Annotated in this window: 14 protein-coding genes; 11 read left to right on the forward strand and 3 right to left on the reverse strand. The window is 41.1% G+C overall.

What is annotated here, in order from left to right; all coding sequences use genetic code 11:
* Positions 1-121 precede the first annotated feature (121 nt).
* Entirely contained in the window at positions 122-322 is a 201-nt protein-coding gene (locus POV26_RS01025; protein ID WP_272854635.1) for a hypothetical protein, read from the reverse strand.
* 416 nt (positions 323-738) lie between these two features.
* Here POV26_RS01025 and POV26_RS01030 point away from each other — a divergent pair, with 416 nt between their 5' ends.
* The 7 genes from POV26_RS01030 (at position 739) to POV26_RS01060 (ending at position 10,668) form a co-directional block, all read left to right on the forward strand.
* Positions 739-4,005, forward strand: a complete 3,267-nt coding sequence (locus POV26_RS01030) for a toxin-antitoxin system YwqK family antitoxin (RefSeq protein WP_272854636.1) — start codon at positions 739-741, stop codon at positions 4,003-4,005.
* A gap of 5 nt (positions 4,006-4,010) precedes the next feature.
* Positions 4,011-5,732: a hypothetical protein gene (locus POV26_RS01035; RefSeq protein WP_272854637.1), complete on the forward strand. Its 1,722-nt coding sequence runs from the start codon at positions 4,011-4,013 to the stop codon at positions 5,730-5,732.
* A gap of 138 nt (positions 5,733-5,870) precedes the next feature.
* Positions 5,871-7,025, forward strand: coding sequence for a 5-(carboxyamino)imidazole ribonucleotide synthase (gene purK, locus POV26_RS01040; protein WP_272854638.1), 1,155 nt, complete (start codon positions 5,871-5,873; stop codon positions 7,023-7,025).
* 342 nt (positions 7,026-7,367) lie between these two features.
* Complete coding sequence (locus POV26_RS01045; protein WP_045081779.1) at positions 7,368-7,547, forward strand: hypothetical protein; 180 nt, start codon at positions 7,368-7,370, stop codon at positions 7,545-7,547.
* A complete protein-coding gene (locus tag POV26_RS01050) occupies positions 7,544-7,924 on the forward strand; it encodes a type II toxin-antitoxin system death-on-curing family toxin (RefSeq protein ID WP_272854639.1) in 381 nt (126 codons plus the stop codon). The genes POV26_RS01045 and POV26_RS01050 overlap by 4 nt, the downstream gene beginning before the upstream one ends.
* A 73-nt stretch (positions 7,925-7,997) precedes the next feature.
* The gene (purE, locus tag POV26_RS01055; protein WP_272854640.1) at positions 7,998-8,483 is read left to right on the forward strand and encodes a 5-(carboxyamino)imidazole ribonucleotide mutase; all 486 of its coding nucleotides are present in this window, start codon (positions 7,998-8,000) and stop codon (positions 8,481-8,483) included.
* 106 nt (positions 8,484-8,589) lie between these two features.
* The gene (locus POV26_RS01060) at positions 8,590-10,668 is read left to right on the forward strand and encodes a M3 family metallopeptidase (protein ID WP_272854641.1); all 2,079 of its coding nucleotides are present in this window, start codon (positions 8,590-8,592) and stop codon (positions 10,666-10,668) included.
* Positions 10,669-10,724: 56 nt separating this feature from the next.
* On the opposite strand, the gene POV26_RS01065 is transcribed toward POV26_RS01060, so the two are convergent.
* Entirely contained in the window at positions 10,725-12,170 is a 1,446-nt protein-coding gene (locus POV26_RS01065) for a M20/M25/M40 family metallo-hydrolase (RefSeq protein ID WP_272854642.1), read from the reverse strand.
* A gap of 170 nt (positions 12,171-12,340) precedes the next feature.
* On the opposite strand from POV26_RS01065, the gene POV26_RS01070 reads away from it, so the two are divergent.
* Positions 12,341-12,889: a sigma-70 family RNA polymerase sigma factor gene (locus POV26_RS01070; RefSeq protein ID WP_272854643.1), complete on the forward strand. Its 549-nt coding sequence runs from the start codon at positions 12,341-12,343 to the stop codon at positions 12,887-12,889.
* 5 nt (positions 12,890-12,894) lie between these two features.
* A complete protein-coding gene (locus POV26_RS01075; RefSeq protein ID WP_272854644.1) occupies positions 12,895-13,143 on the forward strand; it encodes a hypothetical protein in 249 nt (82 codons plus the stop codon).
* A 2-nt stretch (positions 13,144-13,145) separates the two neighbouring features.
* Here POV26_RS01075 and POV26_RS01080 read toward each other — a convergent pair whose 3' ends face one another.
* A complete protein-coding gene (locus POV26_RS01080) occupies positions 13,146-13,964 on the reverse strand; it encodes a UbiA prenyltransferase family protein (RefSeq protein WP_272854645.1) in 819 nt (272 codons plus the stop codon).
* Positions 13,965-14,160: 196 nt separating this feature from the next.
* On the opposite strand from POV26_RS01080, the gene gcvP reads away from it, so the two are divergent.
* On the forward strand, positions 14,161-17,025 hold the full coding sequence (gcvP, locus tag POV26_RS01085) for an aminomethyl-transferring glycine dehydrogenase (protein ID WP_272854646.1): 2,865 nt from the start codon (positions 14,161-14,163) through the stop codon (positions 17,023-17,025).
* Positions 17,026-17,139: 114 nt separating this feature from the next.
* On the forward strand, positions 17,140-18,198 hold the full coding sequence (locus POV26_RS01090) for a 3-oxoacyl-ACP synthase III family protein (RefSeq protein ID WP_272854647.1): 1,059 nt from the start codon (positions 17,140-17,142) through the stop codon (positions 18,196-18,198).
* Positions 18,199-18,238: the final 40 nt, after the last annotated feature.

Raw genomic sequence — 18,238 nt, forward strand, 5'->3', positions numbered from 1 at the left:
AATGTTTTATTTAATAGTATTATTTTTTTTCCGACGGGTCAAATATAAAATTACAAACTTGTTAACCGCACATCCAGCTATGGCATGAGAATATGCTGATAGCACGCGGATAACCCCAAAACTATTGAATTTTTACAGATTCGCTTACCTTTTGATAAACTTCATCTGTGGACAATTCAACAATTACTTTTACTTTGTAGTTTTCATCCAATGTAGGCTTTCTATCCACAAACAATTGAATGCCTGTAAACTGTATATTTATGGTATCGTTTACCAAATAGGCCGGCAAATATTCATCTACTTGCGAATAGAAATCCTTCACTAAAATTATGTCGTTTGGGGTATCATTTGCCCGATGGTTTTCGTCAAAATCATTTAGGGTAATTACCGTAAGATTGGAGAGCTTTTCGTTTTTGGCAGTTATAAAACTAAACTATCGTTTGTTTATTTACAAGTTTAAACGTCGGTAAAATAATTGGGGAACCCGAGGGAACGCCCGAACCATTAAGAAGTTGGCGCACTGCAAACGCTTGATGTAAATAGAATTGTTTCTCGGAAGCACGGCAAAAAAATAAACTGCAGTGGCGGGTCCCGTTTCTATTAAAGCAGCAATATGTATTCTTTAAAGAAATTTTTTTTGAATCCCTTCAAAAGTAATTTATAAACCCTCAAAAATTATTCACAACTTCAAAATTAGGCGAAGATCGGTATCTTTGTTACTTCAAATCCTCAAACCCAATGCGCTTTCAAAACGCTTTTCAGTACTCACTTTTCTTTATTCTCGCGCTTTTTGCGACGCCTTCTTTTGCACAGCCGGGAGATTATTCGTTGCGGCAACGCAATGGCGATACCATTTGGAAGAAAAATAAGATGTTCGTTCTAAATGCCGCCAAAGAGACAATTGAAATAAGTGAAACCAAAAATGGAAAGAAACACGGGGTCCAAAAATTATTCTACCCAAAAGGTGTTTTGAGTTCCGTTATTCATTTTAAAAACGGCGAGAAAAATGGGCGGTATTGGCTCTATAACCCCACCGGAAATCTCAGGGAAAAGGGAAGTTTCAAAAACGGGCTCAATATAAATAAAAAGAAAACCTACGATGCCAGCGGAACGCTGCTGCGTGATGAAAACTATATTATAGTCACTGACGAAACAGGAAAAAAGGTGTCGGTTTTGGACGGGCGGATAAGATATTACTACAACAACGGCAATATTTCACAGGATTATTCCTATAAAAAAGGAAAGAGAGATGGCGTTTTAAAAGAATACTACAGAAACAAAACCAATAGTTTAAAATCGGAGGTTTACTATAAAAATGATTTGCCACACGGTGCCTATTCCCATTACTATTTTGACGGAAATCTTGAGCGAAAAGGCATTTATTATAAGGAAATTAAGGTGAATGATACTATTCTCAAAAATGTATATGAAGGCGAAATAATAACAAATCAACCAAATGGGGTAAGACAGCGCGTGGAGCACTGGAAAAATTTCATGAAAAATGGTGCTGTGGAATCGTTTACGTCTCGAACGGGCGAATTGTACAAAAGGGAAAACTTCACAAACAACTTAAAAGATGGCATTGAAGAGCGTTGGGACAATACGGGCAAATTAAGTTATCAGGCATATTTTGAAATTGTGGAAGTGGACAATAAACTTGTTTCCCAGCAAACGGGCACGGAAACAACTTGGCAGAATGGTCTATTAAAAACAACAACTGAATATCAAAACGGACTCAAAAACGGCGTTCAAAATCTCTATTACGCTAACGGAAATCTTGAAAAGACAATGCATTTTAAAGATGGGATTCTCAAAGGTCCCTATAAGAGTTTTTATGAAAACGGCGTCCTTTATCAAGATTTCAATTATCAATCCAACGGAAAGGATTCTGAGTATATCGGATGGAATAAAACCTACGACCAAAACGGAAATCTATCGCATCAGTTTTATGCCAAAGGCGATGGCGATAATATTATTGCGCAGAGTTTTGAAAACGGATCTACAAAAGACATACATGTAGTTGGCGTCTTTAAACTTGAATTTTTTCCGGAACAAAAACTGGCCTCTGTTCTTTGGATGATGAATTCTTCGCACCCGTTATATGGCTATGATTTTTTCAGCAACCAGCAAATTAGAAGAATCCATTTTATTGCGGAGAATGATTACCATCTCCAAACTGCAAGTCTCACCCAAAACGGCGATGTTATTCAAGTCTTGACCAACGGTAGTTTTGAAGAAGAAAAGCAAGAAAGTCTCAAGAAAACGGCAACTAAAATTGAAAGAAAATTCAACCCCAAATGGTTTACCGAAGATCTGGTGGCCAACCCTAAAACCCAAGGAAGATACCAATGGCAATACGCCGATGGCAGCCCTTTTTTCAGCATTGAGTTCGATAAAGGTTTGCCCCACGGAAAATGGACGGTTTACGATGCGGTTTCCAAAGACACAATTATACATTATGAATTTGAGCACGGAAAACCGGTGGGGAATTGGGTAAAAAAGAAATCTGGAGGAATTTTGATCAGCAGCCAAAAATATTATCCAAATCACAAAGTAAAAGAAGCATATCAATATGATGAATTCGGCAGCTTGCTCGAAATGTATAAAAACGATTCGCTCGGGCAAAACCAATTGCGCCTTGCATATTTTCCCAACGGAAAATTAAAGGAAATGAACAATTACATCAACAACACCTATCTTCATCTAGAGGCTACGGGCGACACGCTTTCCAGTAATTTGCTGCAAATTAAAACAGATTCCATTCGCATTACGCGAAGTTTTTACCCAGGAAATAGGTTGAGAAACTACCGGAAAATAAATCTTCGCACCGGCGAAGGCGAGGCAAAAGCCTATTTTGAAAACGGGCAACTGCGAACTTTCCATCAAATGAAAAACGACCAACCAAACGGAGTTTACGAACTTTATGACGAAACCGGAAACTTGCTCACCCGAGGCCATTTTAAAGAACGCAAACGCGACGGGACATGGACGAACTTCGATGCCGATGGAAAAGAGGAAATTTTGCATTACAAAGACGGCGAAATTATAATTGCTGAAGAAGAAAAGGGAGATTGCAAGTGTTACGACCGATCCCTCCCAAACGAGAAAATCAGGTTTGCCCAAACGCTTTCTTCGGTAAGCGACTATCAAAAAGTTTCACCGTATTTTCCACAGTATATTGTTCCTTTTGAAGATTTTAATTACGAGAAAATATTCTTTATCAATTTTCGCTCAGACAACGACCAAAGCGCGGGGCATTCAAGTATGAAATTACTTTTATTTAAAGAATTCTCTTTCTATCTCCCACTTGCCAAACACATTAAAATAAATCTCAATCCGTGTAAAACCGAAGGCTATATAAGCAACTTCAATGTTAATTTTAATTATTATTACAATAAAAACGAAATTATTTACGGAAGTTTACAAACCAATCGAATAGCAATTAGCCTTGAAAACAGTCCTTTAAAAAACGCTTCAAACCATCAAGCATTTACGGGCTATTTCGATACCAAATCCGTTGATCTGAAAGAAGAAAAGTTGGAGATTGAGTATGCTGCCGAGAAAAATGCCTGTTTTACGCCCGGCATCATTAAAAATTTTCTTAAAGTAGAAGTTATAAAAGCCGAACCGAGAATCGAGCCACAATTAACCCATTGGTATCCCCGAACCGCAGATTTCCCCTTGATAAAAAACGAAATAGACAAGTTTTATGGATTTGAGATTACGGAAGCCAAGTTACAATTCGACTATCCGAACCATGGCAAAAACACTCAAATAATTGCAACAACAACCGAAATGCTCGCCGGTTCAAATTTTGTGGCCGCAGAAATAGAAATTGAAGGCAAAAAAGTGGACGGAAATAATTTCGTCCCAAAAAATTCCGATGAAACTATAAATCTCGAAGATTTAAAACGCTTCTTGGAAAGCAACCATTTTTATCGAATTCGACTTGATTTCAGCGAAGAAAAGCAAAAATTAATCCTTCAGTTTTACACAGAAACATAAGTTTAATGAAAAAACAGCTTCTTATTCTGCTTGCGTTTTTTGCTTTCCAAAGTGGATCTGCGCAAATCTTTGATGTTTTTAAAAATAAAAGCTACAAAGTTTCTACCACTGTTTCAAAAGAAAATTTTGACACGGATTATCTTCCATCCGAAGTAGAAATTTATCACGATAAAATAGAACTGCAAAATGACCAATCGGAAAAAATAGTTTCAGCACTTAAAAAGATGGTTACCGAAAATCTTGAAAATGCAGTTTCCTTTTTTGAAATACATGCCGCCGCCAAAAAACAACTGGGCACTGCCCATGAAATTTCAATCAATATTCGCGGAGAACAGCCGCGGGAAAACCCACAGCCCGAGTTTAAAAATGTAAGTATAAATCTTTTAAGCGTGGTCAATAATTTTGCCATTTATGCAGTGAACTATACTTTTGAAGCAGGAAATCAATCTGATTCCAATGCTTTTAAAAAATTACTTACAAGACATTTTTATGCGGCCAATTTAAATACTGGCACTGTGGAAAACATCGACATAAAACCCAATGCCGAACAGCAAAAAATGCTGGAAACGCTTACCATTTCAGAATTCCAAAAAATCTATTTGCTGCAAACCGAAAAACTAAAATTGAATGATGCGGAACGGATTAAAAGCCCAATTGCAATTGACACTTCCTTTAGAAAAATGATTGACTATTCCGAAGCTGTTATTTTCCCTTATGCCGCCGGCGTTATGATTGAATTTCCGGCTTATTCCAAGTCTTCCAAAATTGTGGAGGGCAAAGCATTTCGCGTTTTATTAAAAGATACCGAACTGCAAAATTTGGTAGAAAAATTTCCAAAACTGAAAAAATACGTTACGCAGCATTTGCTTCCTGCCCCAAAAACCACAAAGGAAAAAATGAGGGATGAACACGTTGATTTAAAAAGGTTTAGTCGAGGTCCAGAAGAATTGGAAGTTTTAAAAATGTTCGATTTCGACAAAAAAATCTACGAAATGAAGATTGAGAACTTCCAAGGCATCAATGATGAAAAGAAGTTTTCAGATGCTAAAATATTTCGTTTCAATAAAGATCAAACCCTTCACTTAATAGAAACCAGAGGGGCTAAAGGGGAAATCCATTCCGAAGAAAAATTCACCTATACCAATTTTCAAAAAGTAGAAACCGCGACAAATTTGGCTTATGAAAAAAGTTTGACGCTGTATTATTATAAAGATGAAGCATTGAGTTATTCGGAAAAAATCCAAATTGACAAACAGAAAAATCCATACGATTCTTACCTGCAAACCGATATGGAAATCACGCAGCACCATTTAATTTTTAACGACAAGTATCGGTACGATCTGCGGTTCAATATTGTGGGAGACTTAACGGATAACCTATTTAGCCGCCATATTTCAGAAAACACCGTTTGCGACGATCAACATTGTTTAATTTTTGATGCAAAGGATCGTGTTGTCGGCATCAAAGTTTTAAGAAGCGGTTCCATAGAAATTTTGACCGATACCGATGGAAAGGTTTTGGAAAGCTATTTTGATAGTGATAGGCATCGTTATTTTTTCAGTTATGACGCCAAAAATAGAATCAAAGAAGTAAAACATCTGGAAAGCGGAAAATTAAAGGATACCACTCGCTATCAATACGATCAATCGGAAACAAATCCGTTGTGCATTTTAAAAGAGAAACAATACAGCACCGAGCATTGCTATATTTTCAAATTTTGGGATTGAATTTAGAAACATTTTTATCCACCATGAACGAATCCCTGATTAACCAAGTATCAAATTTGGCACACTGAGCGCAGTCGAAGTGCCGAAATACCTATCTTTGCACAATAAAAAATAGGCAATAACAATAGAAAATAATCCATGAACTACTTCTCCACCAACTTCACTCTCGGCATTCTTGGCGGCGGGCAGTTGGGCAAAATGATGCTCTACGAAACCCGCAAATGGGATATTAAAACACACGTGCTCGATCCCAGCGCCGAGGCACCCTGCCGGATTGCCGCAGACTATTTTGAGCAAGGCGATTTGATGGATTTTGAAACGGTTTATAACTTCGGAAAAAAGGTAGATGTACTCACTTTTGAAATAGAAGGAGTAAATATTGAAGCGCTGGAAAAGTTGGAAAGCGAAGGCATAAAAGTATATCCCAGTGCCGCGACACTTCGGAATATTCAGGACAAAGGAATTCAGAAACAGTTTTATAAGGAACACCAAATTCCTACTTCACCTTTTAAGGTTTACAAAGACAAATACGAGCTCAACGAAGCGATAGTTAGAAAAGAATTGCACTTCCCCTTTGTGTGGAAAAGTTGCACCGGCGGTTACGATGGCAAAGGCGTAGGCATCATCCGCGATGCCGAAGATGTAATCCCGCTGTCAGAAGGCGCTTGCATTGCTGAAAAATTGATTCCCTTTAAAAATGAATTGGCGGTAATTGTTGCGAGAAATCCTTCGGGGGAAGTAAAAACCTATCCCGTTGTAGAAATGGAATTCCACCCCGAAGCCAACCAAGTGGAATACGTAATCTGCCCCGCAAGAATAGACGAAGCGGTAGCACAAAAAGCCAGGGCTGTAGCCACAAAAGTTTCCGAAGCGTTTAAACACGTAGGGCTTTTGGCGGTAGAAATGTTCCAGACTGAAGACGATGAAATCCTCGTAAACGAAGTAGCGCCAAGACCCCACAACAGTGGCCATTACAGCATAGAAGCCAGCTACACCAACCAGTTCGAGCAGCAAATAAGAGCGATATTAAATTTACCTTTGGGAAATACCGACAGTAAAGTAGGCGGCATTATGGTCAATTTAGTAGGCACCGAAGGCCACACGGGCCAAGTAGTCTATAAAAACATAGAAAAAATCCTCGCGATGGAAGGCGTAACGCCCCACATTTATGGCAAAAAGGAAACCCGCCCGTTTAGAAAGATGGGCCACGTAACCATAGTAAACAAAGACCTCAACAAAGCGCGAAGGATTGCGGAGGAGGTTAAGAAGACGATTGAAGTGGTAGCTCACTAATCCGCCACAGCGTGAATATGCAACTTGGCGGGAAATCCGCCAAGTTCAAAAATATAAATTATCAATAACAGCACTTCAAATATCATTATTTATAAGGCCAAAGATGGTCTTTTAGACGTTCAAGTAAAATTTGATAATGAAACAGTTTGGCTTTCCTTAAATCAAATTTCTGATTTATTTGAAAAAGATAAATCAGTAATATCACGACACATTAAGAATATTTTTAAAGAAGGAGAACTTGAAAGAGATTCAGTTGTTGCAAAAAGTGCAACAACCTTTTGAGGTTAAGTTCGACCCTAACAACTGAGTATATTTTGTATATTTATCCAAATTTTGTGGGTTATGACTATAGCTGAAAAGAGAAATAAAATAAAAAAAGCCGTGGAATCTTTTTCCAATGAACAATTAGAAGAAACACTTCATTTTATCGAAAAAGTAATAGATAATGATGAAAGAAGAAAAGATTACATCAAAAATCTATTAATAAAGGAAAAGAATCTTTTTGAGAGGCTTGCCAAATGATTTCCGAAAAACTTGCAAAAGAGATTAATTTAATCATTGCTGAGTTTTCTGGAGGTGCTTCGGGAATAAGGGACAATAATGGACTTCTTTCTGCTCTCAATAGGCCATATCAAACTTTTGATGGAATAGACCTTTATCCTACCGCAATAGAAAAATCTGCCGCAATTTTGGAAAGTATTATTATAAATCATCCTTTTATTGATGGTAATAAAAGAATGGGATATGCCTTTATGAGGTTATTGTTGGCAGAGGATGGCTTTGATATGAAAGCTAAGGAAGATGATATTTATAATTTCGTTATTTCTGTATCTAAAGGTAAAATGAATACCGAAGAAATAATCAAATGGATTAAAAATCACACAACCAAAAAAAAATAAATAAAATCGTATGCGCAGGTGGTTTAAACAAGTTCCAAAATTGGAATTTGGAATTTAAAAAATTTGGAATTTTATGAAAAAAGTAGCGATAATAATGGGAAGCACCAGCGACCTGCCAGTAATGCAGGAAGCGGTGGATATTCTAAAGGAATTCAATATTGAAGTGGAAGTGGACATCGTTTCCGCCCACAGAACTCCGGATAAACTTTTCGATTACGGGAAAAATGCCCACACCCGCGGTATTGCGGTAATTATTGCAGGCGCGGGCGGCGCGGCACACCTTCCGGGGATGATTGCTTCGCTGTCGCCACTTCCGGTTATTGGCGTGCCCGTAAAATCCAGCAACTCCATTGACGGCTGGGACAGCATCCTGTCCATCCTCCAAATGCCGGGCGGCGTGCCCGTTGCCACCGTTGCGTTGAATGGCGCCAAAAATGCGGGTATCCTGGCCGCACAGATTATCGGCGCTTCCGATAAGGCTGTTTTGGATCGGATTATTGCCTATAAAGAAGAATTGAAGATCAAGGTTGAATCCGCTTCAAAAGAATTAAACAAATAGTTTTCAAAAATGTTTCCCGCAGATTTCCGCAGATTTTCGCAGAAAATAAACGGAATGAGTTCTGCGAAAATCTGCGAAATCCGCGGGCAAAAAATCATAATTTAAAATGAACAATCCCCTATTAAAACCCTATAATACTGTCCCATTTTCAAAAATTGAAAACGCACATTTCCTGCCGGCAATAAGTCAGTTGATTGAAAAAACCAGAGACGAAATTGATGCTATAACTTCAAATACAGAAAAACCTACTTTCAAAAACACAGTAGAAGCCCTTGAAAACACCGGCGAACAATTAGATAGGGCAACCAGCATTTTTTTCAATCTAAACAGCGCCGAGACCAACGACGAAATACAAAAGATAGCACAGGAAGTTTCGCCTATGCTCACGGAGTTCAGTAATGATATGTTGCTGAATGAGAAATTGTTTGAAAGAATAAAAACGGTTTATAAGCAAAGGGATTCCTTAAATCTTACGGAAGAACAGCACATGCTGCTCGACAAAAAATACAAGGCTTTTTCCAGAAATGGCGCCAACCTTTCCGAAGAAAAGAAAACCAAACTGCGCAAAATTGACGCAGAACTTTCAAAGTTGAAATTGACTTTCGGTGAAAATGTTTTGGCCGAAACCAATAAATTCGAACTTCATATTACAGACGAAAAAGACCTTTCAGGATTGCCCGAAGGCGTGATTGAAGCCACTGCCCAAACTGCTGATGAAAAAGGAAAAGACGGCTGGGTTTTCACTTTGGATTACCCCAGCTACGTGCCGTTTATGACCTATGCCGACAATCGCGAACTCCGCAAAAAGATGGCGATTGCCTTTGGCGCAAAAGGATTCCATAATGACGAATTGGACAACCAACAAAACGTTTTGCAGATTGCAACCCTTCGCCATAAACGGGCCAATTTGTTGGGCTATGAAAGCCACGCCCATTTTGTTTTGGAAGAACGCATGGCCGAAACGCCCGAAAAGGTAAAATCATTTTTAAATGAGTTGCTTGAAAAAGCCAAGCCAGCGGCACAAAAGGAGTTTGATGAATTGACCCAATTCGCGAAGGAACTGGACGGCATCGACCGTTTGGAAAAATGGGACGGCGCCTATTATTCCGAAAAATTGAAGCAGAAATTGTTCAATCTCGACGACGAAAAGCTGAAGCCCTATTTTGAGTTGAAAAACGTCATCAACGGCGTTTTTACCGTTGCCGAAAAACTCTACGGCCTTCATTTTGAGGAAGTACATAACATCGATAAATACCATCCCGATGTAAAAACATACGAGGTAAAGGACGACGAAGGCGAACTGGTCGCAATCTTTTACGCAGACTTCCATCCGCGGCCTGGAAAAAGGAATGGTGCGTGGATGACTTCGTATAAACCGCAACGTAAAATTGAAGTTCAGATAGATCCCAATCAAGTTGGAAATTCTAATGGTAAGATACCCGCCTCCGCGGGTATTAAAAACGACCGTCCGCATATTTCAATCGTTTGCAATTTTACCAAGCCTACGGCCAGCAAACCTTCGCTTTTGACTTTTAATGAAGTAACAACGTTATTCCACGAATTTGGCCACGCGCTGCACGGTATGCTTGCGAACACCCACTACCCCAGCCTTTCGGGCACCAGCGTGTATTGGGATTTCGTGGAATTGCCCAGCCAGATTTTGGAGAACTGGTGTTACGAAAAAGAAACTTTGGAACTTTTTGCAACACATTATAAAACCGGAGAAGTCATTCCAATGGAATACGTGGAAAAAATAAAGGATTCCGCCACTTTTTTGGAGGGAATGGCAACCCTGCGCCAATTGAGTTTTGGAATGCTCGACATGGCTTGGCACGGCAGCGACCCATCGGGAATCAAGGACGTAAAAGCCTTTGAAGTCGCCGCTTTTGACGACACCCAACTTTATCCCGACGTGAAGGAAAACTGTATGAGCACTTCCTTTTCACATATATTCCAAGGTGGTTATTCTGCTGGTTACTACAGTTACAAATGGGCAGAGGTGTTGGATGCGGATGCTTTCGCCCTCTTTAAACAGGAAGGTATTTTCAACAAAAAAGTGGCCGATAGGTTTAAAGGTTTTGTGCTTTCGCAGGGCGGAACCATGGACCCGATGGAGCTCTACATAAAGTTCCGAGGGCAGAAACCAGACCCCGAAGCACTTTTAAAACGAGCGGGATTGCTATAAAAAAAGACCCCAAAGGTTTTGAAAACCTTTGGGGTCTGGAATTTGTTCGGAATCATTTAATTCAATATAAATTTCTTTGTAAACGTGTGTCCGTTTTCCAAAGCGAACTGCGCAATATAAAAGCCTTGTGCAAATTGCTGCAGCTGAATGCTTCCCGCTTCGTTATTCGTTTCTTTAGAAACTATTCTTTGTCCCGTTACGTTGAAAACCGATACTTCCTTTACGTTTGAAATAGTATTATTTAGGCGATAATTCAACGTTTTGTCTTTCACAAATACACTTATTGCGTTTTCAGAAAAATCATTCACCGAAAGGGTTTTTGGTTTGGCGGCTTCAATCAAAAACTCCAATCCGAGCTTTGTGAATTTTACGGCGTGGTCTGGGGTGTTGAAAAAAGAATAGACATCCCCAGAACTGTGGATGTTGGGATTGTCCTGCCCCATGGCCGCCTCAAATGGAAAAGCCGCAGCATACCCATTATCGGCCCAACTGGCGTGGTCTGAACAGCCATAACCACATTCGGTAAAGCTATAGGTAAAACTATGGGCCCCCGAATCGTTGTAATGATCCATCAAATCAGTCAAATAATCGTTCAGCTCACTACTGTTGTACCAATCCGTGGTTATGTGAATATCACTGCTTGACCCTTTATAGCCCGTCATATCAAACTGAACATAAGCAGCTACGTTAACGCCGTTATTGGCATACGCTGCCGCAATTTCGGCAGAACCTACCAAGCCAATTTCCTCTGCGGCAAAAGCCATTACCTCAATGCTTCTGTTGGGCACAAAATTCTTTGCCAAAAGCACGCGCACCATTTCGTTCAATGACGATATCCCAGAAGCATTGTCATCAGCTCCGGGAGCATCGTTTTTGTTGCCAAATGTTGTTGAATCTATATGTCCGCCAATTATCACAAATTCGTCTGGCGTGTCTGCGCCGTCCATGGTTAAGATAACCGAAGGCATTGGCGTGTTCACATGATTGTAAATACGGGTGTGTACATCCGTTCTTCCGGAAGCCAAGATCATATCGTCCCATTTTGCCTGTTGGTCCATCACCGCTTGTATCGCTTGCGATTTTGTGTGATACCGTGTTCCATAACCCTGCAATTCTAAAATATTGTCTTCTATATTCTGTCCGTCCACCAAGTCCAAACATTCGTTTACAAACACATCTTCGGTTATGGTATAATCTATCGTGGGGTTTCTACGCGGCACCCTGTTCAAAGCCATGAGCGCCTTTTCTTCCGAAGCCCTAAAGATATAACCGGGGCCGTGGGTGCGAACGTTGTCATGGATTTTATGGGCCACTTCTTCGGAAAGGAGAACAGCAGCCTGACTGTCCTTGCTGTCCAAAATCTGCATATCGTTTGGATAAAGCGCTTTAAAGGAAATAGCATCCTCGGCATCCATAGTTGCATAAAAGGAGGTGCCGTTTTGAGCAATTGCGGCAATTGAAAATAAAAGAAACGTAAAGAGTACTGTTGTAAATTTTTTCATTGGGAAGTGTATAATGTTAATCTTGTAAAAGTAAGACTTATAGCGAATTTATTCACCCTTTCTAAAAGTTTAACTATTTAAGCCATAAAATACTTCAAACTAATTGATTAGTATCTTCGTATATGTTCTTAAAACTTCCCTATTTTTGAAATAGGCTAAAATTTATTCTTTTGGAACTACTAAATCCGGACCAATGGGTTGAAAATTATGCAGATTATCTTTACAATTACACTATTGTAAGGGTAAATGACCATATTGTGGCGCAAGACCTTATTTCTGAAACTTTCTTGGCCGGGCTTAAATCGAAAAAAAACTTTAAGGGAGAAGCTTCGGAGCGCACGTGGCTTATTTCGATCCTAAAGCGAAAAATTATCGATTATTACAGAAAGATCAATTCAAAGAAAGGAAAGGCCGAGGTGCATATTTCATACCGCAACGAGGATGCCGAAGGCGATTGGCTGGAAGAAAACGCCGCCGATCCATTCGACAAAACCGCTGAGGACAAAATGGAAAATGAGGAATTGGGGCTCGCTATTTTGGAGTGTTTGGACAAGCTTCCGAAAAAGCAAGCGACCATTTTCAAAAAGAAAACCATTGAAAATTTTGACACCGAAGCCATTTGTAAAGAATACAATATTACGCCGTCTAACCTGTGGGTAATAATTCACCGGGCACGAAAATCAATGGTTGAATGTTTGGAAAAAAATTGGTTCAATTAGCAGCTATGAAGTTTTTTATGAAATGTGACGATGCTGCACACATATGCGACAAAACCCAGTACAAAGAAGCGGGTCTTTTTGACAAATTGATGCTAAAGATACATTTGCTTATGTGCAAATTGTGCCGCGGGTATGCAAAGCGCAACGCAAAGCTTACGGAAACCATAAAATCGGCAAATATCAAAACTCTCCACCCGGAGGAAAAACAGCGCCTGAAAACACGTCTTCAGCAAGAAGAAAATAATCGGCCCTAATTTTAAAACTGTTCAAAGAGCACAAAGAGCAAAAGCCAAATTATGGGCAGTCCTTCCACCCAAAACGAAGCAAAATAGCGACTTTGATTGGTTTTGGAGATAACCAGCAACCAGCCCAGCAGCATACAAAAACCCAACAGACTTATAATATAAGCCACTTCAGGACTGTCTTTAAAAAACTCCAAGGTCAGACAAACCAGCAAAACAGCCAAGCCCAATAATTTTGTGTTCCGGACGCCAAGCTGTTGTGGCAAAGTTTTAAGGTTGAGCGAATCATAGGGCACATCGCGAATTTCAAATGGCAGAATGAGCGCCACAACGATCAAGATACGCTGAAAAAAAGTTAAGAGCACATCGCCCGAAACAGCTGTTTCCGAAGCTATAAATGGCACGATCACAGTAACGCCGGCCCAAACAAACGCTACTATAAATATCTTTAATCCCGAAAAGTTTCGCAGGTTTTTATGCCTCACAAAAGGTACTGCGTAAAAAAAAGTGGCCAGACCAAATCCGGCCGTGACCAAAAGTGTGGTTATGGAAAGTCTGAATGCTATAAGAACAAGCAAAACAAAGCATATTCCCGAAAAAACCTGAATGGTCTTTAAGGAATTCGTCAAACTGCGGTGGTGCAGTCCCGCTATCTTGGCGTATTTCACAAAATTATAGCCCGTTAAAGCGCCCAGAAAAACGAAGGCCCAAAGTTCCTTGGGAATCGTTAAACCGTACTCCAAAACCGAAACCGCCAAGAGTGCCACAACAGCCAAAGCAACGTGGATGCTACTGTTGATATAAAAAGCAAAAACACGTTTAAAAAACTTCATAACATCAAAAATAGCCAAAGTGTTAGTAACCTTTACATTTAGTTGAAAAAATTAATTTTTCAGGCATTCAAAAGCAAACTATTTTAGGTTAAATATTGTAATTTTGCCACCTCTTTGGAAACTATTTAATAATGATGGTTCACAGATTAAAAATTGAACAGTAATTAAAAAGATACCCGCCTGCGCGGGCATGACTATGAACACAGATTCTTTTGCTTTAAGGCATATCGGTCCCCGGGAAAACGACCTTCCCGAAATGCTTAAAACCATTGGCGCAAGCTCTATGGACCAACTTATTTACGAAACCGTGCCAGACGATATTCTGCTCAAAAAAGCACTCGATCTGGACACCGCGATGAGCGAGCAGGAATACCTTGAGCACATCACCGAACTTTCCACAAAAAACAAGCTTTTCAAAACATATATTGGGTTAGGTTACCACCAGTCCAACCTGCCTCCCGTAATCCAACGGAATATTTTGGAAAACCCGGGATGGTACACTGCTTACACCCCCTATCAAGCGGAGATTGCACAAGGCAGATTGGAAGCTTTGCTGAATTTCCAAACCGTAGTTAGTGATTTAACCGGGATGGAGCTTGCAAACGCCTCCCTTTTGGACGAATCAACCGCCGCCGCCGAAGCGATGGCACTTCTTTATAACGTGCGTGAAAAAGAAAAAAAACAGAGCAACGCCTCGAAGTTTTTTGTTTCTGAAGAAATACTTCCGCAGACCCTTGCCGTGCTTGAAACGCGCTCCATTCCGCTTGGAATTGAATTGGTCGTTGGCAAGCACGACGATTTTGACTTTTCCGAAGGGTTTTTTGGAGCTATCCTCCAATATCCGGGCAGAACGGGCAAAGTTCATAACTATAAAAGCTTCATTGAAAAGGCAAACAACAGCCAAATAAAAGTTGCCGTTGCCGCAGATATTCTAAGTTTAGTGATGCTGGAATCACCGGGCCATTTTGGGGTAGATGTGGTTGTGGGAACCACGCAGCGCTTCGGCATTCCATTGGGTTACGGTGGGCCACACGCAGCTTTCTTCGCAACAAAGGACGAATACAAACGGAGCATTCCGGGAAGAATTATCGGCGTTACCAAAGATACCGACGGCAACCGTGCCTTGCGGATGGCGCTTCAAACCCGCGAGCAGCACATTAAACGCGACAAGGCAACTTCAAACATTTGCACTGCCCAGGTTTTATTGGCGGTTATGGCCGGAATGTACGCAGTATATCACGGCCCGGAAGGCTTGAAATACATTGCTAAAAAAGTACACAACGGCGCTGCTACACTTGCAAATGCTTTGGAGAAATTGGGCTTCGAGCAAATAAACGAAACTTATTTTGACACCATCGCCATCAAGACCGATGCTACCAAAATCAAGTTTTTGGCGGAAGCGAAGGAAGTGAATTTCTATTACCCAAATGATGAAACGGTTTCAATCTCTATCAACGAAACCACTACGGTCAAGGATTTGAACAAAATAGTTGCAATCTTTTCCGAAGCCATTAAAAAGGATTTCCAAAAGATCACAGAACTTGAAACCGGCAATAAAATCCCAAAGGAAGTTGCCCGTAAGACCGAGTTTCTTCAACAGGAAGTTTTCAACAAATACCACAGCGAAACCGATTTGATGCGCTACATCAAAAAACTGGAGCGCAAAGATCTTTCATTGAACCATTCCATGATTTCCTTGGGCTCGTGCACCATGAAACTGAACGCCGCTGCGGAAATGCTTCCGTTGAGCGACCCGATGTGGGGCAATATACACCCGTTCGTTCCCGTGGAACAAGCGGAAGGCTACCAGATTGTGCTCAAAAAACTGGAAAAACAACTTACCGAAATTACCGGATTTGCCGGCACATCCCTTCAACCAAATAGCGGTGCACAGGGCGAGTATGCCGGTTTGATGGTTATCCGCGCCTATCACGAATCGCGCGGCGAGGGCCATAGAAATATCTGTTTGATTCCGGCTTCAGCCCACGGAACAAACCCCGCCAGTGCCGTTATGGCAGGCATGCAGGTGGTCGTTACCAAATCTACGGAAGAAGGAAATATTGACGTGGAAGACCTTCGCGAAAAAGCCATAAAACACAAGGACAATCTCTCCTGTTTGATGGTTACGTATCCATCAACACACGGCGTTTATGAATCTGCCATTCGCGAGATAACCAGTATTATCCACGAAAACGGCGGACAGGTTTATATGGACGGCGCAAATATGAACGCACAGGTTGGTTTGACCAATCCGGGTGCCATTGGCGCAGACGTTTGCCACTTGAACCTTCACAAAACGTTTGCTATCCCTCACGGCGGCGGCGGTCCGGGCGTGGGGCCTATTTGCGTTGCCAAGCAATTGGTGCCGTTTTTACCTTCAAACCCCATTATTGCCACTGGTGGCGAAAAGGCCATCACGGCTATTTCCGCAGCACCCTATGGCAGCTCGTTGGTTTGCCTGATTAGCTACGCCTATATCTGCATGCTTGGCGTAAATGGCTTGAAAAAAGCAACCCAGTATGCCATTTTGAACGCCAACTACATCAAAGAACGCCTGAACGGTCATTACGAAGTACTTTATGCAGGCGAACGCGGCCGCGCAGCCCACGAAATGATCGTGGATTGCCGCCCGTTTAAAGCGAAGGGAATTGAAGTAACCGACATCGCAAAACGACTGATGGATTACGGTTTCCACGCCCCAACGGTTTCCTTCCCAATTGCGGGAACGTTGATGATCGAGCCTACGGAAAGCGAAAGCAAAATTGCCTTGGACCAATTCTGTGATGCGATGATTTCTATCAGAAAGGAAATTGAAGCGGCGGATAAAGACGACCCAAACAACGTTTTGAAAAATTCGCCACACACCCTGCAAATGCTCACCGCCGACACTTGGGATTTTCCATATAGCAGACAGGAAGCGGCATATCCGATGGAATATATTTCAGACAATAAATTCTGGCCTTCAATACGCCGGGTAGATGACGCGTATGGCGACAGAAATTTGATTTGTACCTGTAACCCAATTGAGGCTTATATGGAAACGGCTGAAAGTACGCAGTAAGTTAGTACGCAGTAGTCAGTAATTATAATTCGTTCCTAAACTTACTTACGGCTTACTGACTACTGCATACTGAATTACTGAATTTTCCGTATTTTTAACAAAACTTTTCAATTTATGAATGTCAAAATAACCGGTATAGGCAGTTATATTCCGAGTGAAATTGCAAAGAATGAACAATTCGGCAACCATCATTTTTACAATGAGGACGGTACCCGTTTTGGCCAAGAAAATGAAACTATTATTGAAAAGTTCAAGGCTATTACCGGAATTGCTGAACGACGCTATATTCCCAAAAACCTAAGTACTTCAGACATTGCCTCCTTTGCGGCAGAAAATGCTATTAAAAGCGCGGGAGTAGATAAAGAAACGCTTGATTATATTATTGTGGCGCATAATTACGGCGATGTAAAACACGGTTCGGTGCAGAGCGATACTGTGCCCAGTATTGCAACCCGCGTAAAGCACAATCTCAAAATCCAGAATCCAACCTGTGTGGGCTACGATGTACTCTTCGGCTGTCCAGGCTGGATTGAAGGCATGATTCAGGCGTATGCATTTATAAAGGCAGGCATTGCCAAAAAATGTTTGGTCGTAGGTGCCGAAGCCCTTTCCCGGGTTGTTGACCCACACGACCGCGATTCCATGATCTATAGTGATGGCGCAGGCGCGGCGGTGGTGGAAGCTACTGATGAAGCTGGAGGAATACTCACGCATTTCAGCGCGACCTATGCCTTTGAGGAAGCGCATTTTATCTTTTTTGGCGAAAGCAACAATCTGGAGAAAAAAGACAACCGCCGTTACATAAAAATGTATGGCAGAAAGATTTATGAATTTGCATTGAACCACGTGCCAGATGCCATGAAAACCTGTCTGGATAAAAGTGGAATGGACATAGACGAGGTAAAAAAGATCTTTATCCACCAGGCCAACGAAAAGATGGACGAGGCCATCGTAACCCGTTTTTATAAACTTTACGGCAAAACCCCTCCCGAAAAAATAATGCCGATGAGTATTGACAAATTAGGCAACAGCAGTGTGGCGACCGTTCCTACGTTATACGACTTGGTGCTAAATGGGGAGCTAAAGGGCCATTCCATCCAAAAAGGCGATGTTGTTATTTTTGCAAGCGTGGGCGCGGGCATGAATATTAATGCGATTGTTTATAAGGTTTAGTCCCACTAACCCCCCAAAAGGGATTTTAGCAAAACCCAAA

The organism is Aequorivita todarodis (assembly GCF_028561335.1).
GTDB classification, from domain to species: Bacteria; Bacteroidota; Bacteroidia; order Flavobacteriales; family Flavobacteriaceae; genus Aequorivita; species Aequorivita todarodis.

Excerpts from the sequence above, each read along its gene's own strand:
- POV26_RS01030 (WP_272854636.1), top strand. The coding sequence starts at position 739 with ATGCGCTTTCAAAACGCTTTTCAGTACTCACTTTTCTTTATTCTCGCG.
- POV26_RS01035 (WP_272854637.1), top strand. The coding sequence starts at position 4,011 with ATGAAAAAACAGCTTCTTATTCTGCTTGCGTTTTTTGCTTTCCAAAGT.
- purK (WP_272854638.1), top strand. The coding sequence starts at position 5,871 with ATGAACTACTTCTCCACCAACTTCACTCTCGGCATTCTTGGCGGCGGG.
- POV26_RS01045 (WP_045081779.1), top strand. The coding sequence starts at position 7,368 with ATGACTATAGCTGAAAAGAGAAATAAAATAAAAAAAGCCGTGGAATCT.
- POV26_RS01050 (WP_272854639.1), top strand. The coding sequence starts at position 7,544 with ATGATTTCCGAAAAACTTGCAAAAGAGATTAATTTAATCATTGCTGAG.
- purE (WP_272854640.1), top strand. The coding sequence starts at position 7,998 with ATGAAAAAAGTAGCGATAATAATGGGAAGCACCAGCGACCTGCCAGTA.
- POV26_RS01060 (WP_272854641.1), top strand. The coding sequence starts at position 8,590 with ATGAACAATCCCCTATTAAAACCCTATAATACTGTCCCATTTTCAAAA.
- POV26_RS01065 (WP_272854642.1), bottom strand. The coding sequence starts at position 12,170 with ATGAAAAAATTTACAACAGTACTCTTTACGTTTCTTTTATTTTCAATT.
- POV26_RS01075 (WP_272854644.1), top strand. The coding sequence starts at position 12,895 with ATGAAGTTTTTTATGAAATGTGACGATGCTGCACACATATGCGACAAA.
- POV26_RS01080 (WP_272854645.1), bottom strand. The coding sequence starts at position 13,964 with ATGAAGTTTTTTAAACGTGTTTTTGCTTTTTATATCAACAGTAGCATC.
- gcvP (WP_272854646.1), top strand. The coding sequence starts at position 14,161 with ATGAACACAGATTCTTTTGCTTTAAGGCATATCGGTCCCCGGGAAAAC.
- POV26_RS01090 (WP_272854647.1), top strand. The coding sequence starts at position 17,140 with ATGAATGTCAAAATAACCGGTATAGGCAGTTATATTCCGAGTGAAATT.